Source organism: Psychromonas sp. SR45-3, assembly GCF_014163575.1.
Taxonomy (GTDB): Bacteria; Pseudomonadota; Gammaproteobacteria; order Enterobacterales; family Psychromonadaceae; genus Psychromonas; species Psychromonas arctica.
Map to the genome: position 1 here is coordinate 38,434 of NZ_JACJDP010000018.1, position 26,113 is coordinate 64,546.

At 36.9% G+C, this 26,113-nt stretch carries 22 protein-coding genes; 8 read left to right on the top strand and 14 right to left on the bottom strand.

From position 1 onward, the window contains the following. Nucleotides 1-21 precede the first annotated feature (21 nt). Nucleotides 22-1,005, top strand: coding sequence for a hypothetical protein (locus tag H5084_RS11135; RefSeq protein WP_182690498.1), 984 nt, complete (start codon nucleotides 22-24; stop codon nucleotides 1,003-1,005). Between the two features lie 146 nt (nucleotides 1,006-1,151). On the opposite strand, the gene arsH is transcribed toward H5084_RS11135, so the two are convergent. The 6 genes from arsH to H5084_RS11165 form a co-directional block, all read right to left on the bottom strand. Beyond that, the gene (gene arsH, locus H5084_RS11140; RefSeq protein ID WP_182690499.1) at nucleotides 1,152-1,877 is read right to left on the bottom strand and encodes an arsenical resistance protein ArsH; all 726 of its coding nucleotides are present in this window, start codon (nucleotides 1,875-1,877) and stop codon (nucleotides 1,152-1,154) included. Between the two features lie 410 nt (nucleotides 1,878-2,287). Further along, on the bottom strand, nucleotides 2,288-3,331 hold the full coding sequence (locus H5084_RS11145) for a hypothetical protein (protein ID WP_051369297.1): 1,044 nt from the start codon (nucleotides 3,329-3,331) through the stop codon (nucleotides 2,288-2,290). A gap of 81 nt (nucleotides 3,332-3,412) precedes the next feature. Continuing rightward, nucleotides 3,413-4,408: an LPP20 family lipoprotein gene (locus H5084_RS11150; protein ID WP_182690500.1), complete on the bottom strand. Its 996-nt coding sequence runs from the start codon at nucleotides 4,406-4,408 to the stop codon at nucleotides 3,413-3,415. 19 nt (nucleotides 4,409-4,427) lie between these two features. Beyond that, nucleotides 4,428-5,753: a transglycosylase SLT domain-containing protein gene (locus H5084_RS11155; RefSeq protein WP_182690501.1), complete on the bottom strand. Its 1,326-nt coding sequence runs from the start codon at nucleotides 5,751-5,753 to the stop codon at nucleotides 4,428-4,430. Nucleotides 5,754-5,808: 55 nt separating this feature from the next. Beyond that, complete coding sequence (locus H5084_RS11160; protein WP_028870413.1) at nucleotides 5,809-6,408, bottom strand: LPP20 family lipoprotein; 600 nt, start codon at nucleotides 6,406-6,408, stop codon at nucleotides 5,809-5,811. 29 nt (nucleotides 6,409-6,437) lie between these two features. Further along, complete coding sequence (locus H5084_RS11165; RefSeq protein WP_028870412.1) at nucleotides 6,438-7,202, bottom strand: ETEC_3214 domain-containing protein; 765 nt, start codon at nucleotides 7,200-7,202, stop codon at nucleotides 6,438-6,440. A gap of 368 nt (nucleotides 7,203-7,570) precedes the next feature. Between H5084_RS11165 and H5084_RS11170 the strand changes: the two genes are divergently transcribed. After that, nucleotides 7,571-9,340, top strand: a complete 1,770-nt coding sequence (locus H5084_RS11170; protein WP_182690502.1) for a diguanylate cyclase — start codon at nucleotides 7,571-7,573, stop codon at nucleotides 9,338-9,340. A 286-nt stretch (nucleotides 9,341-9,626) separates the two neighbouring features. Here H5084_RS11170 and H5084_RS11175 read toward each other — a convergent pair whose 3' ends face one another. Continuing rightward, on the bottom strand, nucleotides 9,627-10,724 hold the full coding sequence (locus H5084_RS11175) for an AarF/UbiB family protein (RefSeq protein WP_182690503.1): 1,098 nt from the start codon (nucleotides 10,722-10,724) through the stop codon (nucleotides 9,627-9,629). 718 nt (nucleotides 10,725-11,442) lie between these two features. On the opposite strand from H5084_RS11175, the gene H5084_RS11180 reads away from it, so the two are divergent. Together H5084_RS11180 and hpf are read left to right on the top strand one after the other, a co-directional pair. Beyond that, a complete protein-coding gene (locus tag H5084_RS11180; protein ID WP_028870465.1) occupies nucleotides 11,443-11,700 on the top strand; it encodes a hypothetical protein in 258 nt (85 codons plus the stop codon). Between the two features lie 525 nt (nucleotides 11,701-12,225). Continuing rightward, nucleotides 12,226-12,585: a ribosome hibernation-promoting factor, HPF/YfiA family gene (gene hpf / locus H5084_RS11185; protein ID WP_028870466.1), complete on the top strand. Its 360-nt coding sequence runs from the start codon at nucleotides 12,226-12,228 to the stop codon at nucleotides 12,583-12,585. A gap of 403 nt (nucleotides 12,586-12,988) precedes the next feature. Here hpf and H5084_RS11190 read toward each other — a convergent pair whose 3' ends face one another. Then, entirely contained in the window at nucleotides 12,989-14,923 is a 1,935-nt protein-coding gene (locus H5084_RS11190) for a tetratricopeptide repeat protein (protein WP_182690504.1), read from the bottom strand. A gap of 611 nt (nucleotides 14,924-15,534) precedes the next feature. Further along, complete coding sequence (locus H5084_RS11195) at nucleotides 15,535-16,740, bottom strand: NAD(P)/FAD-dependent oxidoreductase (RefSeq protein ID WP_182690505.1); 1,206 nt, start codon at nucleotides 16,738-16,740, stop codon at nucleotides 15,535-15,537. Nucleotides 16,741-17,199: 459 nt separating this feature from the next. On the opposite strand from H5084_RS11195, the gene H5084_RS11200 reads away from it, so the two are divergent. Next, entirely contained in the window at nucleotides 17,200-17,802 is a 603-nt protein-coding gene (locus H5084_RS11200) for a histidine phosphatase family protein (RefSeq protein WP_182690506.1), read from the top strand. 163 nt (nucleotides 17,803-17,965) lie between these two features. Here the strand turns inward: H5084_RS11200 and fkpA are convergent, their stop codons facing one another. Next, entirely contained in the window at nucleotides 17,966-18,739 is a 774-nt protein-coding gene (gene fkpA / locus H5084_RS11205) for an FKBP-type peptidyl-prolyl cis-trans isomerase (protein ID WP_182690507.1), read from the bottom strand. A 126-nt stretch (nucleotides 18,740-18,865) separates the two neighbouring features. Here fkpA and H5084_RS11210 point away from each other — a divergent pair, with 126 nt between their 5' ends. Next, entirely contained in the window at nucleotides 18,866-19,852 is a 987-nt protein-coding gene (locus H5084_RS11210) for a WD40 repeat domain-containing protein (RefSeq protein ID WP_182690508.1), read from the top strand. A gap of 8 nt (nucleotides 19,853-19,860) precedes the next feature. After that, on the top strand, nucleotides 19,861-20,085 hold the full coding sequence (locus tag H5084_RS11215; protein ID WP_028868268.1) for a SlyX family protein: 225 nt from the start codon (nucleotides 19,861-19,863) through the stop codon (nucleotides 20,083-20,085). A 93-nt stretch (nucleotides 20,086-20,178) separates the two neighbouring features. On the opposite strand, the gene H5084_RS11220 is transcribed toward H5084_RS11215, so the two are convergent. The 4 genes from H5084_RS11220 to H5084_RS11235 all read right to left on the bottom strand — a co-directional run bounded on the left by H5084_RS11220 (nucleotide 20,179) and on the right by H5084_RS11235 (nucleotide 23,652). Then, a complete protein-coding gene (locus H5084_RS11220; protein ID WP_182690509.1) occupies nucleotides 20,179-20,919 on the bottom strand; it encodes an NRDE family protein in 741 nt (246 codons plus the stop codon). Between the two features lie 4 nt (nucleotides 20,920-20,923). Beyond that, on the bottom strand, nucleotides 20,924-21,424 hold the full coding sequence (locus tag H5084_RS11225) for a DinB family protein (protein WP_028868269.1): 501 nt from the start codon (nucleotides 21,422-21,424) through the stop codon (nucleotides 20,924-20,926). Nucleotides 21,425-21,535: 111 nt separating this feature from the next. Further along, complete coding sequence (locus H5084_RS11230; RefSeq protein ID WP_182690510.1) at nucleotides 21,536-22,258, bottom strand: prepilin-type N-terminal cleavage/methylation domain-containing protein; 723 nt, start codon at nucleotides 22,256-22,258, stop codon at nucleotides 21,536-21,538. Continuing rightward, nucleotides 22,258-23,652, bottom strand: coding sequence for a hypothetical protein (locus H5084_RS11235; RefSeq protein ID WP_182690511.1), 1,395 nt, complete (start codon nucleotides 23,650-23,652; stop codon nucleotides 22,258-22,260). Before H5084_RS11235 ends, H5084_RS11230 begins: the two co-directional genes overlap by 1 nt. 431 nt (nucleotides 23,653-24,083) lie before the next feature. Here H5084_RS11235 and acs point away from each other — a divergent pair, with 431 nt between their 5' ends. After that, nucleotides 24,084-26,033: an acetate--CoA ligase gene (gene acs / locus H5084_RS11240; RefSeq protein ID WP_028868272.1), complete on the top strand. Its 1,950-nt coding sequence runs from the start codon at nucleotides 24,084-24,086 to the stop codon at nucleotides 26,031-26,033. Nucleotides 26,034-26,113 lie beyond the last annotated feature (80 nt).

Genomic DNA, 26,113 nt, shown 5'->3' on the forward strand with positions numbered 1-26,113 from the left:
AAACACGATAAGGTTTTTCAAATGGTTAAAGAAGTTTCCCTGCGTTTAGGTGAAAAGATGATGCCTAAAGCGCCAAAAATTTTACTAAGTAATGGTGACTACTGTGTGCCCCAACACTACTTAACTTATCAACATACTTTGCAAAGTGTCGAAGCACTCATTTGTGATATTGAATATGACCCTAGATATGTTGTATTTGCAGCACAGGAACTATCGGGCATTTATATACAAGTAGGCGTTGTAGGGCATGATAACTACCATAAAAAATCGACTCAAAAAGAAAGCCAACTTAAATTATTATTTGGTCGAAAATGGCGTGTAGAGCGAGAATTACCAACCTCTGAGATTATTCAAAGTGTTTTTTTAGCGATAAAAAAATCACGCGAGCATGAAGTGAGAGAGCTATTCAGATTAACCCTTAATCACAGCACCACCACACCTTTTAATACTCACATTGATCTTCCCTTAATGGCGGAGTTTTACGATAAAAATAAATGTATCAATGAACCTGCAATTACAACCACTGTGCAGCAACAAATAAACCAAGTGTTAGAGACTATCAGTTATGACCATAGCCAATTAGCACTGATAGAGGCACAACAACGTCCTAATGGTTTGTGGTTGGTCGATATAAAGGTTCAACAAACACAACGTAGCACTTTGCCGGAGATGAGCAATGCGACACTTTATTTGATGGTAGATGAACTGTCTTTAAATGCATTGAGCCGTGCTTTAATGCAAGAGTTTATTCGTCTCAGTGATTTGCATGTAGATAAACACTTTAGCTATCAAGGCTTTCACCGCTTTGATCCTGATATTAATATTGCAGACATTGCCGACTTATCTCAGCAAAGCCGAAAACATGAACTAGCAGCACATTTTGCAAGGGAGTTTTCTGAAACCAATAAACAAGTTGATTTAATGCGAATTCCTACGGTAAAAGAAGGTGTTTTAGCGCAAAAACATAAACAGATTATTGAACAGTTTCAATTACAAATGCAATAAAGGCAATACTAAGAAAGTGTAAAGTTTATTTGTTAAAGCATAGATGCAATACAGTCATCTGTGCTTTAAACTTACTGCTTTAAATTCAACGCTATAAATTAACATCTGCCTTTAAATTAACATTCGCCCTTACATTAAAAGCGCTGTTATATCGATCTTTGATTAACTCTCTGGCTTAGTTTTTCTGCTGATTCAACACGCTCTGAATAACGGTCCACAAAGTACGCTTTATTGTCTCGTAACAATAAAGTGAACTTCACTAGCTCTTCCATCACATCAACGATACGATTGTAATAAGATGATGCTTTCATTCGCCCGTCTTCCTCAAACTCTAAAAATGCTTTCGCAACTGACGATTGGTTTGGGATAGTCACCATCCGCATCCAACGACCTAAAATACGCATTTGATTAACCGCATTAAAAGACTGAGAACCGCCGCAAACTTGCATAACAGCAAGGGTTTTTCCTTGAGTAGGCCTAACTGCGCCAATACTTAAAGGCATCCAATCAATTTGGCTTTTAAAAATACTGGTCATTGAACCGTGTCGCTCAGGTGAACACCACACTTGTCCTTCGGACCAAATCATCAACTCACGTAACTCTTTCACCTTTGGGTGAGACTCATCTTCAGTATCCGGTTGTGGGAGACCTGCGGGATTAAAAATCCGCGTTTCAGCACCAAATGCATTTAATAGACGTGCACTTTCTTCAACAGCAAAGCGACTATAAGAACGCTCTCGTAATGAACCATATAACAATAATATTCTTGGTTTATGCGGTGCAGGGAGAGATCTTTCTGTCACTTTTTCTAAGCTTGGAATATCGAACTCAGTTGCTTCAATATTCGGTAAGTTTGCATCATGTTCTGACATTATTATCTCCTAAACGGCCATTTTACTGTGATCATATCACGCACAATACTGTGTATCTGCGAGGCAAACAATCAATAATATCCCACTATAAATCTTTAATTTTAGATAGTTGACACTGGTCAGCTAATTTAAAGTAAGTTGTTAATTTAAAGAAGTTACCGCGATTACTAAAAAATCACACAGTTACTTAATGGGCATGTTTAATTGAGAATATTTAATTGAATTTGTGTAAGTGTTAAGGAGAAGATCAAAGCAGGAAAATAAAAGCAAAAAAATCAGCCATAAAAAGAAACAATGTGTCGTTTTTATGGCTGACTGCAGTGCCTAATGAGGCATAGGCTAAACTAGTTTGAGTTAAGTTAGTTTGAATTAAGCTAAACTTACTTAAACTTGAATTAGTTAAACCTGAATTAGTTAAACATGTTTTTTAGGCCACTATTAAAACTCGTGGTCATTTTAGTGGTAAGATCACCGAAGGTTGATTTCTCATATTTAACTTTAACGTAGTCACCTAACTTAACTTGATCAGCGTATTCGTCATCCACTAATATCCAAGCAAAATTGTCACTAATAAGGTTACTCGTGATAGTGCCTTCAACCACTGCATATTCCTCGATAGCAACATCACCGGTTAATGGATTTGCTTTAACTTCTAAGTTATAAAAGGTGATCGTTGATTCAGGTTTAAAACCAAAATTTTTGCCTGCAGATATCTTAAATAAACTTTTATCGCCATTCACTTTTCGCTCTAGCACATAAGCTTTAGGAGCAAAGAAGTTCTGGAATTTCGCTCGATTACTTTCAACGCCAGCTTTAGCAGCTTTACGTATTAAAGCATTAGCAGAAGCATTGCTGATAGGACATCGACTGTTGCTGGTATCCGTTGAGAAGGAAGCTTTGTCTTCTGTTGTAATGGTTTTTGAATAAGCTAACCCAGGTAATTTATAGAGTTTTAAATTAGCTGCCACCGTTGCCGTGAAACGACAGTGTGCAGGTGTCACACTGGTTTTACCATCATCATTTGTGTATGACTTTCGCGCTGTAAAATCATAGGAAAGAGAAGCGTTTGAAACATTACCCGTGATGGCATAGTCAGCAATATCGGGACCACTGTATTGCGACTTCCCCTTTGACTCTGCAAGTGCGAGTTCTTTCTTAAGCTTTCTTGCAATGTTTCTATCTACTATTTCAACCCCAACCTCCGCGAGATGAGTTTCTAATGCAGTGGAAATCGCTGTGCCGGTATGGCTTGATTTACCTAAGGGAGAATCCGTTGTATCTGCAGGAAAAATCACTATTTTTTGCTTCGCACCAGCAATGGTTTCTTTGCTTGGTAATATATCTGCTTTTTGCATTGAAACATCAGTATATTCACGAATATTTTCTTTTGTTTGAATACAACCAGTAAGACCTAACGTTGCAGATACTGCGACAACTAATAATTTTTTCTTCATGTACTACTTCCTTTTAATATGCAAAGTTAAATATGCTGAATTCTGATTATTTAATTATTTTGTACTTATTATCAGTATCGTTTACTCATCAAACCCTAATAACTGATAAACATCGGAGCGGTTTTCAACCACGGTTAAGAATTTACTCACGGCACTTTCATAAGCTTGTTGGTAGCGAGTCACAGAAGAACCATTAAGCAGAGATGACCTTTTGCTATACACTTTACCGACCTTGGATTTAACTAAAAAACTGAAGTTAATACGCGTGCTATAAACAGAAAAAGCCAAGCTATTCTTTGTTTTACCTTGCACCTGAATAATGGCATCAGCTTTACTTTTATGACTAGCAACTTGAAACCCATGCGTTTGCATTAGGTCATGTAACTGCTCTGCAATGGGAGATAAGTTATTTGTTGCTTGAATATAGAAGTGAGTACTTGCAAGCAATTGCGCTTCGGCTAATGAATACTCCTGAAATAAACGAGTATAAGGTGTTAAATCAAATTCATTATCGGCAACGGCAATCAAATACAGTAGCGGCTCAGCTTCGGCTACACTGGCTTGAACTTTGTTATAAGCGTAAAGCTGTTCAATCTTACTTTTACTACTTATATTATTCAGCCTAGTATCAATGTGATTGGTAATGGTCGTCAGCTTAGATTTTTTATCCTTAATAAACTCATTTCTCGAGATAGCAACTTCTACAAAATACTGTTGTTCTACCTTTTCAGCCTTTTTTTGCTCCACATGCGTAAACTCAATGTCTTTCACTTGCGTGTTAACTTTTTGTGAAAAGAGCTGATCCACTTGCCCATTATGTAAAGATTGCTTGTGTAATGTATCGCTATTGACACTGACCGAAAATTTACCGGCAATCTCTTTTAATGCGTGTTGCTTTGCTTCTTCAAGCCCCCTTCCGACACCAACACCATACATATATTGTTGATTATCTTGAGTCGGTGAAAGTACCCATTCAGGTACATTTTCGCTGCCTGAATTAGATGAGCATGCACCTAAAAGAACAAGCCCCGTAATAGCAACAAATAAAGGTTTAAAATACTGCTTACATTTAATCATCATCTTTCCCTGTAGCAGATTATATTGCAGATTTTGTTTCGTATAAGGCGATTCGTTTAGACACTTTTTTTAAGTAATGCTTAGTTTCATCGTAAGGTAGTTTATTCATTAAAGCGGTATACACTTGCTCAGGCGATAATGTGTTAATAACTCGTGCCGCTTTATTAATATTTCTGGTATTACCACTGCTATTAAACACTTTTGCGACATTACCTGCGCCGGTGTTGTAAGCTGCGATAGTGCAATACAAACGACTCTTTGGGTCAGTTATCGACTTCAGATAACGCTTATCTAAAATGCTTAAATAAGCACTGCCCGTTTCAACGTTAATACTAGGCACATACAACTCTTTAACTTGCATGGGTTTATCTATTTTTCGAATCATTTTATTTACATCATGACCCGCAGTGCGTGGCACTATTTGCATTAATCCATAAGCAGGAACCGCTGATTTAGCCTTCGGTTGAAAAGCAGATTCAGAATGCATAATAGCCATCACTAAGGCCACGGGAATATCGAAGCGTTGGCTCTCTTTTTCAGCAAATGGCTTGTATTTTTTCGCTCTTTTACTGAGGCTGTTAGCTGGTAATTTAGCGGTATATTTAAGTACTTTATACGTCGGCGGTGTCACCTTTGTTTTTTCTCTCAACGCTGCATATTGTGCTTCAACCGCCGCAATACGTTGGATCTCTTCTTTTTCTAGTATCTTTTTTTGTAACTCGACAGATTTCTCAATAATACTTTCAGGTACACTTGCTTGAGTTTCTTGTAACTTATCCGCTTTAAGATCCGCTTCATTTTTATAAGCGATCGTTTGCTTTTTGATCACTTCCTTGGCATTTTTTTCTTGTTCAGCATCGAATTTAATCTCATTTAACTGAATATCCTTCGCCTTAACAACTTTCTTAAGTGCTTGCTTTGCTTCTGATTTTTTTTCATCTTTAGCAAGATATGACGTTAATATTTTTTCACTTTCAGCTGCAGTGGTATCTACAGGGACGAGTATTTCAATCACAGCCTGATTGTTATCGTAGTCAACCAGTTCTCTGGTTTTTAAGTCTTCAGAATAAACAACATTATTGATATCTTGTGCTGTGGTTTCACCCCATTGCATAATAATTTGAGTTTGTTTGTAATCGAACCCGTTTAAATACTCCTTTCTCCAAGTGTCATATTCAGCTAAATACCCACTAACAAAAGAAATATACTCTTTAACTATTTTGTCATTGTCAGGGGATTCAAACTCATTCATTTCTGCGTCAAATTCATCAAATACATTGTCTGAACTTGCCAGCGGGCTAAGTACTAAAGAGATAACGAATAGGCTAGTTATAAATTTTTTCATATGACCTCAGAAAAGCCACATCACTCAGAGAACAACAGTGATGCGGCTTCCTATATTATTTGTTTTTTAATTTTGAAAGCACGTTTGCAAGTTCATCAGCTGTTTTTTTGTCATTGAATTTAGACCATAACTCGGCATCTTTTGCTTCTGCTTTTTGGATCACTTTAGAAAAGTTCATATCGAAAGTTGCCTTGTCCATACCCACTAACGTATACAAACCACCAGCAGGACTAGTACGTTTAGTGATGATTCTTGAGTTATTTAAAGTAGTGCTTGAGATGCTTTTAGTGACATTTTCAAAGTACTCATCTACATTTTCACTCACACCTTCTGTGGTTGTATTAGTAGAAGACGTTGAAGCCGTTTTTAAAATACTTTGAACATTAACTTCGAATTGACGACCTAGGTTAACGCGTGCGTCATTAATGGAGATATCATTCATAATGCTTGCCCCTGCTACATTTTTCTTCGCGTAGCCGGTTGCACTAATTTCTAATCCTGTTGGTGTTACACCACACACCCATTGCGGTGCTTCTTCCTTTGGCGCGTCAGGGTAAAAACAAGCTAATGACTGCACATCGTTAACACTTGAAGTGCTTTGGCAAGCAGTTAATACCGTTACTAACGAGAATGTGAGGGCTGTTTTTTTAAACATTGGAGATCCTTTTTTTAAAAACGAAGTAATTAATCATAATTATTAAATAACGCACTCATCTCATAGTTGCTTAACAGAGATTCCTGCATTATTTCGTTAGACAATTCAGTAATAGAATAAAAATTGGGTATTAATGGTGATGAAAATGTAACCGAGGAGAAATCAAATTCTTCCACTGAATTCAACATATGGTTAACGTCGATAATAGTTTGGCTGTAAGGCGTAGGTGCATTGCTGTAGTTCACATGCCCTAATAACAAGTTATAGAACATTAAGTTACGGCTTAACTCATAGCTTTCTGAGAAATATTCCAAACTCCCGACATTAGTCAGTATTGACTCCTGTGAAGGGAGGTATTGTTTAATATCCAGCGTATTAAGCTGCTTGTTGATATAAGCAATGGGTGCTAAAAAATCAGCTTTTTTACTGAATACGGTAAAGCCACTCAAGCGTTGCTTTTTAATAAAAGTAACTAATAGAAACTTATCACTGTTGTAATAATAATATTGAAGATCATCATCTAATTTAGAGGGTTTAATGACTTGAGGAGCTCCTAAGATTTGCTCCGTATAACGTTCAGTAAGTCCAATGCGTAATTTGCTAATACGCTTATATTCTATTTCGTTCGTAAACCTTGAAATCACTTCTTCATAAACACTAACAACGGCTTCTTTAGTATCATTCCACTGCCCAAGCGACAACATAATCAACACCACCGTAAAAGAGATATTTTTTATCTTTACTAACAAGGTAGAGTTATTACTAACGGGTGTATCTGTATCGCTTTGTTGCATCCATTCACCTCTATTTGCGTACAAATAGTTTATTAACAATAAAAAAAATACCACCTAAGTGGTAACACCGTGGAAATACTAAGGTTTTTTTAATGAAAAAGCGAAGAAAAAATTGAACTTTTATAGATTTTAATAATACATATAAGATCCGAGATCACACTTTATAAGTTATTACATTTAAAAAGGCTTTATTAATATTATTTATTGACTTTATTTAGTTGAAAACCGTAAGTTCAGTGTTGTATCACTTATTCAAATGGATAAAGCTATTACTATCAATGCATAACGTACACTATTTAATATTAATAAAAATACCTGCTAGTTTCGTTAAGATTAAAATGTTCCATTATAAATAGAGAGAATACTCAGTGAAATCTATTCCCCTGCGTTGGTTAATTATTACTCCCTTCGTACTACTTGCACTTATTGCAGGCGTGCTGATGTACTTTGTATCCACCATCACCATTTCCAATATAGCGAATCATGTAGGCGAGCAATATATAAAGGAAGTGGAAAGTCGCATTGATGATAGGGTGAGAGATTTCATTGCGCCACTTAGCGACATTTTGAAGATTAACCGCGATGCCTTTACTAACAAACCTGAATTACTGAATAACTTAACACCAATCGCCACCCGCTTATACGAACAAGCCATCCCTTTTGAGCATATGACGTTTATTTCCGTTGCGACAGCGGATGGTCGCTTCCTCGCATCTGCACGTGATCCCATTGGTAAAATACAGCACAATATTGCAGCAAATTTTATTCATAAACCTTTCACCATGGAAGGATTTAACTATCACCCTAAACACAATATTGGCATCAAGATAGAAACCGACCCCACTTTTAATTACGACCCAAGGGAAAGACCCTTTTACCTAGATGCACTAAAAGCCCAAACAATGACCTGGAGTGATATTCATCCCTATTACGGTCAAGCAACACTAGGTGTCGGTTTATCTGTTCCTATTTATGATGCAAATGGTGCAGTATTAGGCGTCACTGCAACCAGTGTTGCGTTGATTGAATTAGATGATTATTTAGAATCGTTAGAGCTAGTGGATAACGCTTACATTTTTTTAGCTGAAGAAAATGGTGCATTGATTGCCACTTCAAGCAAAGATGCTTTGTACAATATTACGGAAGGAACATACACTAGGTTGAACCTCAACAACCACCCAGATCCATTGTTTAAAATAGCCAGTCAGCACTTAAAAAAAGGCTCATATCAGCTTAACCTTGATGGAGAAGTTTACTTATACCGCGTTAGTAACATAAAACTAAAATATGGGAAAACTTGGCTGATCGGTATTCTTATTCCTTCTTCTTATCATGAAGGGATATTAACTGAATACACACAAACCACTATTTTCATCACGCTCTCTCTATTTGCGTGTATTGCAATCATTGGTTCCACGATTGCTTGGTATATAGGTAAACCGATACAACAACTTAATAAAGCCGCTAATGATAAAAAGGTTGAAAGTATTCTCCTACTCCCACAACCCATGAGTAGGATCCGCGAAATTAGTTCGCTCAATCAAGGCTTACATGCAATGGCAGAAAACCTTTTGGATATATTGCAACACCTAGAACAAAAAGTTTCAGAGCGAACTTCTCACTTACAGTATGAAAATGAGAATTTACTTGAAAGTTCACTCACTGACGAGTTAACAACACTTTATAACCGTCGAGGATTTAATCTAGTATTCGAAAAGGCATTTAATTCCGCACAAAACAAAGCACACCCACTAACCTTTGTACTGGGTGATATTGACTACTTTAAACGTATCAATGACGAGTTTGGGCATACTTTAGGCGATAGCGCATTAGTTGCTGTGGCCGCTAACCTTAAGAAACATACCCGAGCAGCAAAAGATATTGTAGCGCGTTATGGAGGTGAAGAATTTGTCTTGGTATTTCTGGATATGGAAGCAGAACAGGTGCTTGAAAGGCTTAATAATATTCAACAGGAATTTGCTGCTGTCCCGGTGTTTGAAAATCAGCATATCACCATGAGTTTCGGCTTAGTTGACCTCAAGGAATCCCCCAATGCTTCAGCTGAGGCCCTGATAGAAATAGCAGATAAACGGCTTTACCAAGCAAAGAATAGTGGTAGAAATAAAATTGTTGGTTAGTATTTAAGGGGATTAAAAAAGAAGTACGACCGCCAGGAATCAGCGCCTATCATTGCTTAAGTGACGTAATAAAAAGCCACCCTTGAGTGAAACCGTATGGCTATAAAGGTAGTTTGGTGGCGTTGATGGTTTAAAAGTGAGCCAATAAGCATTGTTTTTTTTGTTCTTTAACTTCTGTATTACATTAAAGTAATTAGAGCCATATCAACTGACTTACCTCCAACCCTTAACTCATGAATACTCACCAACAAATAAAAACTTACTTTTCAATTACTTAACCATCCATTCAACAACTTAATTGGAAACTTGCAGCTTGATCACGAAGCTGAGTATATTTAACGGTCAGTTGTTCCTGATTTAATTCTTCGTCACCAAAGAAAAAGGCCTCGTTATTAAGAAGCTGAATAAAATGCTGATCGATAAAACTTAAAATTAAATCTGCTTTTTTAAGCGTATAAATATTACATGACTGGCCATGTAAATCATCTAGCAAGTCCAGTACGTTAGAGCGATAATTTTCAACCAAATACAACTCTCTTAACGCTTCTTCGTTACCTAGTGCTTTTTCCCATTTCAGATTAATATTTTTTTGATGGGCGATGACACTAACCTTGGCAGATGCGTTTTTCAGGCTTTGAAGTTTAAGCTGATAAGCCTGTAGCGCACATATTTTCTCCAAACGATATAACTCAAACAACTCTTCCTTAGACAATTGAAGAGGATTTTTTAATAAGTAATCAAAAAAGAAACGTGTTTCAAAGCGCTCAATACCGTGGAATAAAGGAGTATCTTGACCATTGCTATTAAAGTGCTTAAGTGGATCAAACCGATACATATAACCAAAATCAAACAGTTTAATCCTATTGTTATTGTCCAATAAGATGTTGCCAGGGGATAAATCCCACTCAAAAAAACCGTTTAGTTCTAAATTGCAAATGGATGTAAAAATTTGTTCAAAAATTGCTTTATTAAAACGTTTAGGAGGCTCCCCAACAATCCACGGAGAAAGAATAATTCCTTCGCTATACGATGCAAATTTGGTATCAATTATATGATTAAAATCCGCCGCTTTACTTTGCTTTAAAACGGTAAAATCATAGCGACGCTGCACCTCATTAAGAAAGGATGTTTGACCGTCGACATTATTTACTAGGCTAGCAGACCTTTTTAGTTTTAGTGTCCAGTGACTATCAGCAAACTGAAGATGATAGACAACCCCAGTCAGCCCAGAATCAAAGGTTTCAACAACATAATGGGATCCACTGTTTGTGGACTTTAATTCTGCTAATGTAATTGGGAAACCTTTAAGATCACCGACTTCAATATTTTTACTGCTTTCACAAAAGTCCAGTTGTGCCTGTTGCCGTACTTTTTCTAAACTCATTTTCGATCCTTTTATTATGACTCCTGCACTCACAACGATTCAATGCGCTTCTAATTTCAATCATAATGAATAATATTTTGTTACTTTTACAGTAAATGAGACAAGTTAATAAACAAAGTAAAACGTTAAGTTATTGCTAAGTAACCGACTAACAGCACATTAAGACGAAGGGATTAGAAACGGAAAAACCGTATATGAGATAGTCATAAGGCTTATCTATAAGCAGTTCTTAAGGTTGTCGAAGTTATAGCAGGTTGTCGCAGATTGACGCAGTTGTCGAAATAAGACATAACAAACTATCTTCAAATATCTAAAGCACCATTATCAAAAAATAGCTTAAATCTGGATCAGGGCAAACTGATGAGTATTCCCTAATGTTTTACGGTGCACAACCTGACACTCCAACAAATAACAAAAAAACAAATAAGTGATAACCCCCATTAAAGCATTTAGCACCAAAATATGGATTCAGACTAAAGTAATCATGGCATTAAAGTAACGTAACTATTGGGATTCTGTTAATATTTCATCTCATAATTTGAAGTATTTTCTAATGGAGATTAAAAAGCTTCTATTAAAAATTAGGTTACCTTTATTTTCAATAGAGGCATTAAAGGTAAGTATAATAATTTCAGGTGTTTTAGTGTTCTTACTTTTATAAGTGCACTTATTAAGATGACTTAACACCACAATAATGATGATATTTAAGGATATAAAAATGGGCTACAGCGACTTCGCAAATATTTTTTCAGAAAAAACGACCTATAAACCAGTTGAAACATTCGGCGCTGAACATCGCATCAATTTAGCTGAACTTAAAGCGACAACAACAGCAGTATTTAAAGAAAGTGGAAAGATACCTGCTATCAAACATGTTAATGCTTTCTTCGGTTTAGGACGTCCACTGCCATTGTTATCAACAAAAAATTACGTTGAGCAAATCGAGTTATCTATCAATAATGAGCAAGTAGATTAACGTTTATAAGCAGTTTACGTATCTTCAAGGTTCGTTCTTGAACCTTCAGCTTCTGAAATTTATATGTTTCACCAAGTCCTAAATCAGCTAGTGTAGTGGTCAACTGATTTTGGCCACACTTTCGTATTCAGGCAAATGTCTTCGCTCAAATACTTACTCTATAAGCACTAAAATAAATAGTTTGACGTAATTAAAAACAATACAAGCTTTATCGGCTTATGGAGTAACGCGCATAGGCCGACTTACAAATCATTAACTTGTGACCCAATTAATTAACCAATGTGATGCTTGCTTTAGGATAAAATGACCATTTAGTTATTGGCCAACTGATGCATATTTAGGCGCCTATTGCCCCTGTTATTTGTTAATGTGAGTTATGGGTCACTATGTAAATTCTGTTGACGTAAACAAGGCTAGGACAATCCAATTATTTGATTTCTAATTATATACGCTTGTATTTGTACAACGAGTTTATTTATGCAAGTATACAAAGGTAATGAACGATCAATCTATTAAGGGCAATCTATGAAAATAAATATTTCCGGTCACCATGTTGATATTACTGATAGCATTAAAGAGCACTTAGAAGAAAAATTCGCTAAAATATCGACCCACTTCCCCACACTTATCTCGCTAGATATTATCATTTCCAAAGATCATGGTGAGTTTAATGTTGAAATTCGCACCAATTATGAAGGAACCAGCATTGCAGCTAATGGTAACAATGCTGTTATGTATCCAGCGATTACAAGTGCCGCTAAAAAATTAGATACCGTGTTAAAACACCGTAAAGGTCAATTAAAAGCTGATTTACATGAAAAGCCAGAACTGATTGAACCTGAAAGTGATGATGAAATAGAAGAAGAAGAAGTTAATTTAAATTAACCTACTCGATTAAACAACTATATTAAAACGCAGCCTCGCTGCGTTTTTTTTTATTACGATAACAACCTCACAGACCCATTCCATTTTACCCTTTTCAATAATTAGCATATTTTCTAAAAAAGGATGTTCGTGATTATCCTCTAACTAGGTGGCTAAAATTAGTTGAGCACTAAACTATGCTGTGGCGAAGTAAGATTAGCCACATATTATAGTTCCCCGCCCTTTAGTGCAGTTTCGACACAAATTTCTAGGGTAAAAGCTTAGAGCAGATTCTAATTACTAAATAATACAAAATGAAATACTATACCCCAACAACTATGCTTCAGTTGGTTGTGTATTGAGGGATAGGTTTCGCCACATTCAGCATTTCCCCCTAAAAAATCACTTAAAATATTAATATACTCTAATTTTGTGATTCTTTATTTGCTAAATATAACTTTAGTTTAGTAAAGTTATGGGCAACTATTTTTGTATTAGGATCAGCTTCTCCTAATTTTTCTTTAAGATAGTTTAAGGACTTTTCATAATGAATTATTGCTTTATCGAATTCTCCTTGTTGTGAGAACGCTAGAGCCAAGTCGGCGTTGATATTGGCAACTTGAACAGAGTTTTCACCGAAAGCGCCGATATACACACGAAGGGATTTTTCTAAATATTCTATAGATTTACTATATTTTTTTTGCACTACTAAATATAACTTCCCTAACTCTCGATAAATAGTAGCAACTGCAATGTTATTTTCACCTAGTTCATATCGTGCTTTGACAAGTGAAAATTCATAAAGTGAAACTGCTTTGTCATGCTCACCGTTACGCAAAAAAACACGAGCTACATCCTTACGAAAAAAAGCAGTTTGTGATGCTTCTTCACCAAATATACTCGATTGAGACTTAAGAGCTAAATCAAAATAATCAATGGCCTTATTCGAATCACTTTTTTTAAACCATGAATTCCCTAGATCAGTATATATTTTAATAATTACAGGATGTTTTTCACCTTGATTATAAAGAATATTGTTTAGGGCTAATTCAAAATACTCAATCGCTTTAGTGATATCTTCTTTTGCATACCAGACTGAACCAATACTGTGATATACATCTGTAAGGCCAAAGTAATCGCTACCAAAATTTTTTAAAAAGCTATTTTTAGCGAGCTCAAAATAAATAATAGCTTTATTATATTCACCTTTTCCAAACCAAATCAATCCAAGGTTATTGTGTCTAATTGCAACATGATCAGCACCGAAAGTTTTTAAGTCACTATTTAATGCTAACTCAATATAAGTTAAAGCTTTATCGAATTCACCTTTGTAATACCAATCTAGACCAAGGTTGTTGCGAGCAGTTGCAACTCTATAATCATCTTTACCATATAACTTTAAAAAAATTTTAAGGGTCAATTTATGATGGTAAATAGCTTCATCTACCTTCCCCATTTTAAGCAAAATAGAACCTAGATTGCTTTGCTTAGTAGCAATTTCACGACTTTCTTCATCAACACTTTGCAATGCTATTTTCAATGATAACTCAATGTAGTGTAATGCTTTTTTTAAATGCATTGTAGATCCATATAGAAGCCCTAGATTATTATATGCAGTTGCTACAGCTATATGGTTTTCATCATATTTATTTAGACTCGCACTAAGAGCTAAATCGGCATGAATGATAGCTTCATCATAGTTTCCCATCACAAGATTTAAATATGAAGCTTGTCTAAGATATCCAAGGTTAATTGGTTGCAATACGACTGCTTTTTCAATATTTAGCAGCGCTTCTTTATATTTAAAATTTAATTGCTTGATGAGTGAAATCTCAAAAAATTTACCAGCTAAAATTTTTTCTTGATCTTGTATTACCTCTGTTTGCAAGCTATCAACTAACTCTTCTGCCTCATCTAACTTTCCATGCTTAATTAACTCTTTAACCTCAGAAGACACCGAGTCATTTATCATTAGTTCATTAATTTTCTGCTTGAATTCTTCAACCCTTATGATCAAATCATTAATTTCAATATTTTTAACATCTATTTGCTCAAGAAGATGATCAAGGAGCCTATGAGAGGATTGCTCATTAGAGGTTATATTTTCCAGTACTGTCAGTAATAAATTGTACTGTTTTTGAGATAAGCCTTTATAAGTTATATTTATATCACCTTGACCTGTATTTATTATGCCAGCACTACTGTTATTGTTAATTTGGTGAAAAGAGCCTTGATTGTTAGAAGTTGCTGAAAGGTAAATGGTAATTAGAGCAGTAAAAATAACGCTAAATAAACCAGATAAAAGTCCATGCTTTTGTATAAATCCTTTCGGATTTCGATTCTTTTTTTTTGAGGACATTACGTTTATTACCTATATGAAAAGACGAGTAGTAAAAAGCCAATAACTTTTAATTAGTAACTTTATATCAGGTTTCTGAGTAGATATTCTTGCGAAAGAGAGCTAAAAAGTAGTTTCTTCATATTGGTTAATAAGATGAGAAAATATTAATACTATCCATTCTGATCAGATTATAACATTTTTATTTCAGTAGTTTTTCAGAGTCTACTTCAGCAAAATTTATTACTCGTGATATACCAAGTAACTTTGTCATTGAATAGCAATGTAGTCATTAATACCAAGCTGAATCACTTATCTAACATTATATATTGAATAGTCTGAAGGGAAGAGGGGCAGATCTTACCTTATGCCTTTACAAATTAATGTTCATCTCTGAGGGACTTTAGAGACGAAAACGATTTAGCTAATTACTGTCGTGATTGAGAACGAGCTTAGGATTTTCAGAAGAAATTGAAACTAGCAAACTAAGAATTATACAAGCATAAGTCAATAGATATGTTCCCCTTCTAACTACTACAGGTAAATTTAGACAAACGTTAATTTGTCTAAATTTAATTACCTTTGTCTAGCTTTTAGTACCTTTGTCTAAATTTATAATGCTTCGCTACAAATTAAACATCTTGACCTGCTGCCCAGCCGCAGCTCCAACACCATGCAAAGTTAAAGCCCCCGAGCCAACCGGTCACGTCCATTGCTTCCCCAACAAAATATAGGCCTTTAACGGATTTACATTCCATGGTTTTAGAGGAGATCACATCGGTATCAACACCACCTAGTGTCACTTCTGCCGTTCTATACCCTTCGGTACCATTAATTAACGGTTGCCATTGATGGAATAACGCCACAACTTGTTGTAGCTCTTTTTCATTGAACTGTTTTAACGGGCGACTTTCAATTTCGGCCAATCCTAACAAACACTCCACCACGCGTTTAGGTAGGTGTTGAGACAGCAGTGTTTTAAGGGCTAGTTCAGGGCGATCTTGTTGTGTTTGTATCAATAAACTTTGCAGATCCTGACTGGGTAATAGATCTATTAAGATGGTATCACCAGCTTGCCAGTAGTTTGATATCTGTAAAATAACAGGACCACTTAAGCCGCGGTGTGTAAACAAAAGCGCTTCACTAAAACTCATTGGATGGTCTTTCTTTGACGCACCTTTTTTTATCGCGGTGGCTGTAGCAGGAAAACTAATTCCAGATAATTCAACGAGCTTATCTTTGAGCACCGGTTGTAATGTGAAAGGCACTAATCCTGCACGAGTCGGCTTTACAGGTAAATCATATTTTTCAGCCAATTGATAAGCAAAAGGAGTCGCACCGAGTTTAGGCAGTGAAAGCCCCCCCGTCGCAACTACTAATGACTGGCATTTAAAATCACCTTGGTTGGTTTGTACAGCAAAGTCGTTGTCAGCTATCTGCTGATGATCGATGACTTCACATTGCGTTTTAATAGTTACACCGGCAGCTTGTGCTTCATCTAATAGCATTTTTACTATTTGCTTTGCGCTATCATCACAGAATAGTTGCCCGTGGTCGCGTTCATGCCAGCTGATATTATGTTTGTCCACCAGCGCAATAAAATCCCACTGTGTGTATCGGCTTAATGCGGATTTTACAAAGTGTGGATTACTGCATAGAAAATTACTCGGCTCTACATATAAGTTGGTAAAGTTACAACGTCCACCACCACTCATTATTATTTTTTGGCCAATACGCTTTGCGTGTTCAATGAGTAATACTTTACGGCCACGTTTACCCGCTTCAATTGCACACATCAAACCTGACGCACCTGCGCCAATAATAATTACATCAAACATTGTTCACCTTAAACACAGTTAATTTTGCTACTTGGTATTTTGACTCAATATTGTTTTGAAGCGTTCGAGATTAATTATTCCTGTCTTTGCTTCATTTTTTAGAGTCATTTGTTATAAAACATTGAATCAATAGGCTTTAACTGCAACTATCTTTTCTACTAAAAAATTATCGGCTAAGGATACACTATTTGCCTTTTTTAGGGGGAATTCCTCTGTGAAATAAATAGCAGATGGTAGGCTGTTCTTTGTCGCTGGAATTGTGTATTTATCTGATGTTTATGATCGGGTTTATGATAGAGCTTCTTAAGATATTCCGCCCTCTTGAATTAGAGACTTATTTCAGCGTAGTATCGCAATGTACCAAGATCAATACTGATAATAACTCGCAGCAAAAACAGAACGATAACTGAGTAAACCCTAAGAGACGTTAATAAACGTTTATTCTGAGGAGAGGTTACGATGACTGATTTATACTTAATTCGCCACGGTGAAACATTATTTAACCAACTTGGCTATTTTCAAGGTCATTCCGATAGCCCTTTGACTGAAACAGGCCATCTGCAAGCATCTAATCTAATTAGTTATTTTAATGATATTCCGTTACAGCAATTTTATAGTAGCGATTTAGGCCGAGCAGTCGCCACAGCTGCGCCGCTTGCTAAGGCAAAGCAATTGCCGTTACAAACTTGCCCTCAACTTCGTGAAATTAGTTATGATTATTTGGATGGCCAAGCAAAACGCCAACTAACGGATAAAGATAGAGAGAAGCTGACTCGTTTATTTTCGGCTGAATTAGGTTATAGAATTGACGAGGGAGAAACTTTAGCCGAGGTGCAAACACGCTTGTTTGATAAAATTAATGCGCTGAACAAGCAGCATCAAGATCAGTCGATTGCAGTAATGACGCATGGTTTATCAATAGTGATGTTAATTAAAAAAATCCTGCGAATTCCAGTGGATGCACCACGAATGTTTAACGTCCATAATGCTAGTGTTTGTCATTTATCCTTTAGGTCTGGACAATGGATTTTACAAAGCATTGAGCGTAATGATGCAAGTTAAGGGTAAAGCTTAAAAGAGCAGCAATACTGAATACACTACATATCAACAAGACATAATCGCAATAAATAGCAGCAATAAATGGTAATAATAAATACCAGCAATAAAAAAGGCCGCTTTCGCGACCTTTCTATAACACTACTTAAAATAGCTATTGCTTATAATACTATTCTGCAGCCGGTGCTTCTTCTGCTTCTGCAGGTTCAATGTCTAATAATTCAACTTCAAAAATAAGCGTTGCACCCGGTGGGATTGAGCCCGCACCTTGCTCTCCGTAACCTAATTCAGCAGGAATAACGAACTTGTATTTCTCGCCAACACTCATTAACTGAACACCTTCAGTCCAGCCTGGAATAACACGGTTTAGCGGGAATTTAGCTGGCTGGTCACGCTCTATAGAACTATCAAAAACAGTACCGTCAACTAATGTACCTACATAGTGAACTGTCACTGTATCTTCTGCAGCAGGTTTTGAACCTTCTGCTTCAGTGATCACTGAATATTGTAAACCAGAGTCAGTTACGGTTACACCTTCCACTTTTGCATTTTCATCTAAGAATGCTTTTGCTTCAGCAGCTGATTTTTTTGCCGCTTCAAGCTGTACTTTTTCAGCAGCCGCTTTCACTTTTGTATCGTACGCTTTTAGCGTTTCGATCATCTCTTCATCTGTTAATTTAGAGTTATCACGTAATGTATCTGTAATACCTTGCAGGATGATTTCTTTATCTAATGTCATACCAAACTCAGCTTGCTTCTCCAATGTAGTAGAAACATAACGAGAAAATGATGCGCCAATTGCATAGGCCGCTTTTTCATTATCATCTTTAAAACTTACCGCAGCAGTTTCTTGAGTTGAAGTTACTTGCTCTTCTTCTTGGTTACAGCCAACAGTAATTGCAACTGCTGCAGCTAATAAAGAAACTTTAAAAACGTTTTTCATTGTTACTCCAAATATTAAATTAAAACAGATAGCTTTGATTTTACTTCAAAAAGTTGTAAAGCAAGTATCTAAAACAGTTTACTTATACTAACCTTAAAGCTGTTTATCAACAAAGACAATTTAATCATGCCATTAGCTAATACCTTAAAAACTATTTTACTCACAACCTGCTTGTTTTTAACTGCTTGTGAGCAATACTCGCAACCGACTCAGCAATATGAACATGCTGTGCAAGGTGCCTTTGCAGCTGAACTCTCTCAAAATGGAGATTATTCACTGACATCATCGATCCACCATGGCATCAGTTTATGGGATAATCGACATAATAAACTGCTTTTCAACTGGTATCATCACCAGGGGCAAAACAACGATGTTTTTATTGTGCGTTTATCATCAAATAACAGTGTTGCATTATCTGCCAGCCGTGACGAATTTGCATTATGGGATACAAAAACAGGTAAATCACTGGGGTTTTATCAAGTTTCTGATTCACCAATCAGAGATATCCAATTGTCCGAAAATGGCCAATTCGTTGTTTATGGACAGGTTAATGGTAAGTTAGTTCATATTAATCTACGCACTGGACGTCGCTTAGAAGCACCATTACACCGTGAAAAAATAAACAGTATCGATATGTCTAGTAATGGTCGTTATGTTTTATCTGGCGGTAATGATCACCAAGCATTTCTGTGGGATACCGACACGGCACAAGTTATACAACAATTTGATTTTAAACAACGTATTAGTATGGTCAGGTTAGAAAAAAATGGTCGTTTTGCTTTTATAGCAGATAATCAAAAGGCCTCTCAGATATGGGACTTGCAAACAGGCAAGTTAAAAAGCACACTCATTTATAGAGCACGACAATCCATTTTTTCTTCAGTACGTTTCATTAAAGATGGTCAATACTTATTAACGGGTAATGGCACAAAAAAAGTAGTGTTATGGGAGACTACAACAGGATTAGCAAAACAAGATTGGACTGTCACCCCAAGAAAAGAAACACGTCCTAAAACAGCTGTAGTATACTCTGCGACATTATGGAGTGATTCAGCAATTGTGACTGAAAGCTCTGCTGGACTATTAGAAATTTGGCCCCTAGCGCCTTTATAAGAGACACCATGGATAGCAAACAAGCAGAATTAGAACAACGCATTGAACAATTGGAAATGAAAGCGGCTTTTCAAGAAGATAATATAGACACATTAAACAAAGAAATTTTTGAACAACAGCGCCGTACACAGCAGTTGATTGAACAAGTTGCTTTATTAGCAGTTAAGTTAAAAGAGAGTGAACCGAATCAATTAGCTTCTGAAAAAGAAGAGATGCGCCCGCCTCATTATTAACAGTAATAGGCTAAAAAGGTTATTAGGTTATAGCTAGGCTTTTAGCCGCCAGTCACTACTTTGCAGTCTAAAAGTGAATCATTTACTCTGACACTATAGAGTAAGTGATTGTGCTTTTTCAGGTTGTTTACTTAAGTAATCTAAATATTCAACTTTCACTTTTCTACCTAATGGTTGCTTTTGCTCGACAGAGATCTGTGTAAGGCTAACTGTTTGAGCATCTTCTCGGTGCATTTTCACTGAACACTTTCCTGATTGCCCTTGATGTTGATGATAATCGATATAATCATTGGTAGTGGATTGTTGAGTATCTATCGATTTCTGAAACTGTGCTCTGCGATAAGCAGAAACAATTTCATAATCAACACCTGAAGAAGTGATAGGTAATGACTCGTCTACCGATAATGCAGAGAAGGTAAGTTGTTGGCCGTCCCAAATATATTGATAAGCCTGCTGTTTTTTTTCAATCTGAGTGGATAAATCAGGATTAAAAACACAGAGTTGAAACGCTTGATAAACACTTAAATCCATCGTCAGTAATTGTTGATGAATACAGTCTGTCTGCTTTAATAGGTGTGGAATAATGACTCCACGACTTATAAAGGTTTTCAAGCTTGGGTCTATTTGCGCTTGGTAATAGTTTAATAACGCAAGGCTTGCACCGCTTTGATGTACAGCTATCCAAGTGCCACCACCGGTTGGGTCAATCGGATAAGCGGCGTTTAACGTATTATCAATACTAGGTGCAATAGCTTGGGCGCGTGTGATCTGCTCATCACGATTAAAAAAAAGCTGATAACCTTGAGCATTTAAACGATATGTTAATGTACACATTATATTAACCCGCGCGTAAAAAAGTCGCCGTTGCTGGTGCAATACCCAAACTGCCTTCTACTTCTATTTCCTGAGCTTGTGCAATGTGCTTAATCGTTGCTAAGTGGTGCACTGCGTGGCTACCCGTAAAGATTATCTCACGTGCAAGACTTGTATCCACTATTGCAACTTGCTTATCAGTCACTGAGATTTCAGTTGATAACTTGATAGTTTGTTGCAATTGATGCGCTGTTAATGCATTTAAAAAATCAGAGATCTCTTGTATCGACTGTAGTGCAGCTTGCGGACAACTTTCAATAATGCCACCACGGCTACGTTTATCGTAATCGATCAGTCCTTCTGACAAGCCATTAATAATCGCATAATAGTGATCTAGAATGTGGCGCATGTGTGCACCCGCTGAACTCATAAAGTAAGGCGAAATAATTTGTGTATATTGCTGTTCAGAAACAGACGTTAAATATGTTTTAGCTTGTTGTAATATAATAAGTTGGCTTTCAATCATTGGCCAAACATTCCTTCATGTGAATAATATCGATTAGAGTGCAGTGTTATTTAATAGTTCAAGAATAACATATCAACGAAGCTTACTTATCACAAAATCATAACATCGTTATTATTCCATGAATAACTCAGCTAAATCATCGTTACTCGCTAATGCAGGATCGTCTATTACCCCAAAACCTATCCACCCTTCACTTGCACTCGTGATCCCAGTGTCAGGGTCAGTGACCAAATGAGGGTGAGCTAGATCCATCGCGTAGCCAGCAGAGGCTTGATATAAATAACTATCATGAATAACAAACGCCCCTTGTTGATATTCAAGCTTTGGCTGAAAATAAATAAATTCATTTAACCCTATCGGAGAGGTAATCGTCTGTGCATAGGGGTTGCTTGATGAAGCATTGTTTGTTTCTGATGTCAGCAACGTTAAATTAACTTGCTGAGCATGCTTAAAGTCTTCTACTTCTCCCTGAGCATTGAGCCATGAGACATCCATCATCACTTGTTTAAAATCACCACCATGATCAAAACCAGCAGCAACATCTGAAATTGCCCACGATATTGAGAACTTAGTATTGGCAATGTCTATATTAGTTTCCGACACATCATGCAAATCAGATAACTGATTAATATTTACGAGACTCAGCACCTGTTCCATTTTTCCAGTTACTAATGACATCATCGCTGTTCGCGCTATATTATCACGCTGTTGTTCCGTCACTTTCTTTTGTAAGCCTGTGATATTTACCGCCGTTAGGCTAACCACTATCAGAGCAATTAAAATTTCGATTAATGAAAAACCTGTGTTTTGAGGCTTGTTTCTATTATTGAGCATTAGAAGTCTCTCCATGTTCCTGCAACTAATTGATAATTGCTTGTGACATCTGTCATCCCTAATTTTTTATAAAGTTGATTGAGTACGCTTTTATCGTAACGGATTGATAAGGGTGGCAGGTTATTAGCATTGTTGCTTGCAGCACTACTCACAGAGCAACTGTATTCACTTAATAACGCGCCATTTACTTGAATGCCGGCTAAATCAATACTCATGTCTTGTGCAGTTTGTTTAATACCATCAATATAAACAAAATTACCGCTCTCATCGATAACCTCTGCTGAGCCCGGCAATAAATATAATAAACCGATCACCGCACTGTGTGTGTTGGGCAAGGCAGTGAAAGCTCCCCCTTCCATGAAAATCAGTTTAGGGTCATCAACTGAGCCAATAGTAAAGTGTTTATTACCTGCGCTGTTTATCGATGTATGTTGTTGCTTTATATTACAATCTCCAGTGATATAAATAATATCAATGAGATCATCCACATTCTGTAGTTGCTCCGAACAACTACCGTTATTAAGGTTTCCCATATCAATATGTGCCACTTGCGATGAACTTGTTAACTCATCTTTTGCATCTTGCCAGGTAATACCAAAAGTATTTTCAAATAATGAAGTGGCGCTGTTCATATCGTCAATCGGTTGTACTTGGTCAAAAATAGAGCCCGATGCTGAAGCTGCACTCCCCCACTCATTTAGGTTAATTTGTTTAAAGCGAGATAGCCCTTCTTGATCCAACAACGCGCCATAAATCGCACTCAGGTTTATGTTATCTACCTGTAATGAATCATCCAAACAAAACTCAGGTACTTGCTGATCGCCATCTGTCTGAACAAGCACACTGCTAGGTAGGGTAAAACTTGGTTGGCTAAGTGTAATTTGTGGTGCAATACTCCCCGGAGAACGGCATTGTTCGACAGTTAAACCTTCGCAACCATCATTAATAGAATCCCCCGCATTTATTTGTAATTTACCATTACTAGAAAGAGGGGCAGTGGGAATATTAAACGCAATATCGTAATAAACCTGTACTGAAACTTGCTTTGATGCAGTGCCATCTTGTGATTTTCCGACGGAGATAATCTGTAACTTATTGCTACTTATTTGAGTCACAGTGACCTGATATGAAGTCTTAGCATTAAGTGAAGCGGTGTAAATATAAGGTAGGTTATCAAGCATATTAGTGGCAGTTGACACATTCTTCAGCTTGCTTAAGGTCAAATTAATGCCCGACTCTGCATTCACAAAAGCTTCACTATTGCGATAATAGTTACCTAACACTTTATTATCGATAATCTGTAAATAAGCCATGCTCGCGGTATAGGCGACTCCCGCAATACTTAATACAATCGCGGTGATTAAAATAGCAAATCCCTGTTGCTTGATCTTCATTTGACCTCCAGCATTTAACTGAATATTGCAAACTAACCAATATATTTATTCAGGCTCAGTATTTTTTAAATAAGAGTTTCCCGTATGTTCATGACCCAGCGCCTTTAATAAGGCCATTTTTATGCTTATATTTCGATTAATATTGGTCATTTAATTAATTAGTCTGTTATTAGAGCTTAGATAAAAAGTCAAAAAAGTTAATAAAAAAACAATAAAAAACCTACTCAACCACTCAAAAAAACACTTCTTATTTTTGAGGTTGATCTCATAATCAACGCTAACCTAATGAGAGATAACATTTATTTAACAACATAGGCATTCCTCACAATAACTATTTTCACTCTCGATTAGAATGCTGTGGTTACTTATTAAGCTATACCTAAAAAATAAAAATATGAGCAATTGATTATTATGTAATAACGGAGCGAACAATGAGCGGAAATACTATTTACCCAGTTTCACCTGAGTTAGCAGCAAATAGCTTGCTAACCAATGACCAATATCTATCTGAATACAAAGCATCTATCGAAGATCCAGAGGCATTTTGGGGTGAGAAAGGTAAAATTTTAGATTGGATAAAACCCTACACTAAGGTCAAAAACAGTTCTTACGCTCCTGGCAATGTTAATATTAAATGGTTTGAGGATGGTGAATTAAACGTTTCAGTTAACTGTATCGATCGCCACTTAGGAACGAAAGCAGATCAAGTTGCATTACTATGGGAAGGTGACTCACCTGACCAAGATGCAAAAATTACTTACCAAGATTTATACACACAAGTTTGTCAGTTCGCTAATGCCTTAAAAGAACAGGGCATTAAAAAAGGTGATGTGGTTTGTTTGTACATGCCAATGACACCTGAAGCAGCTGTTGCAATGTTAGCCTGTACGCGGATTGGTGCAGTACATTCTATTGTTTTTGGTGGTTTCTCTCCTGATGCAATTGCAGGCCGAATCGTTGATAGTAGTGCAAAATTAGTGATCACTGCCGATGAAGGTCGACGCGGCGGACGAACCGTTCCACTAAAAGCAAATGTAGATGAAGCATTAACACGTGATGGTACTGACTGTGTTGAACATGTGATTGTGTTTAAAAACACGGGTGGTGACGTTAATTGGGTTGAAGGCCGAGATTTAGATTGGACAACGGTCACTCAATCACAACTAACAGATTGTCAACCAGAAGCAATGAATGCAGAAGATCCACTATTCATTCTATACACATCAGGCTCTACCGGTACACCGAAGGGCGTATTACATACTACCGGCGGCTACTTAGTGTATGCAGCCATGACCTTTAAATATGTGTTTGATTATCAAGAAGGTGATATCTACTGGTGTACGGCTGATGTTGGCTGGATCACTGGTCATAGTTACTTAGTTTACGGGCCACTAGCGAATGGCGCTACTACACTGTTATTTGAAGGTGTACCAAACTACCCGACTCCAGCCCGCATGAGTGAAGTAGTTGATAAACATAATGTAACGATATTGTATACAGCACCGACTGCAATTCGCGCATTAATGGCGAAAGGCGATGAAGCAATACAAGGTACTCATCGAAAATCACTACGAATTCTTGGCTCTGTAGGTGAACCTATTAACCCTGAAGCATGGGAATGGTATTACGATAAAATTGGTAATAAGCAATGTCCTATTGTTGATACATGGTGGCAAACAGAAACCGGCGGTATCTTAATTACTCCTCTGCCGGGTGCAACGGATCTCAAGCCTGGTTCTGCAACGAATCCATTCTTTGGTGTACAACCTGCATTAGTTGATAATGAAGGTAATATTTTAGAGGGTGCAGTTGAAGGCAACTTAGTGATGCTAGATAGCTGGCCAGGGCAAATGCGTACGCTTTACGGTAATCATGATCGCTTTGAACAAACCTATTTTTCAACCTTCCAAAACATGTACTTTACAGGTGATGGAGCACGCCGCGATGAAGATGGATATTACTGGATCACAGGACGTGTTGATGACGTACTGAATGTTTCAGGGCACCGAATGGGCACCGCTGAAATAGAAAGTGCATTAGTGTCACATCCTAAGATCGCAGAAGCTGCTGTTGTCGGTGTTCCTCATGAAATAAAGGGACAAGGTATTTATGCCTATGTGACGCTAAATTCAGGCGAATACTCTTCTCCTGAGCTATATGCTGAAGTGAAACAATGGGTACGTAAAGAGATTGGAGCGATTGCTACCCCTGATATTTTACATTGGGCAGAAGGCTTACCTAAAACACGTTCAGGCAAAATTATGCGTCGTATCTTACGTAAAATTGCAACCGGTGAAAGTGATCAATTAGGTGATACATCAACCTTAGCCGACCCAAGTGTGGTTGATAAATTGATTAAAGAAAATCAAGAAATTAGATAGGCTTTAACGGCCACTGATTTTAATAAATTCGACATAGCCAATTGATGGCTTTCTCGCTAAACTCCTCGATAACTTAAACG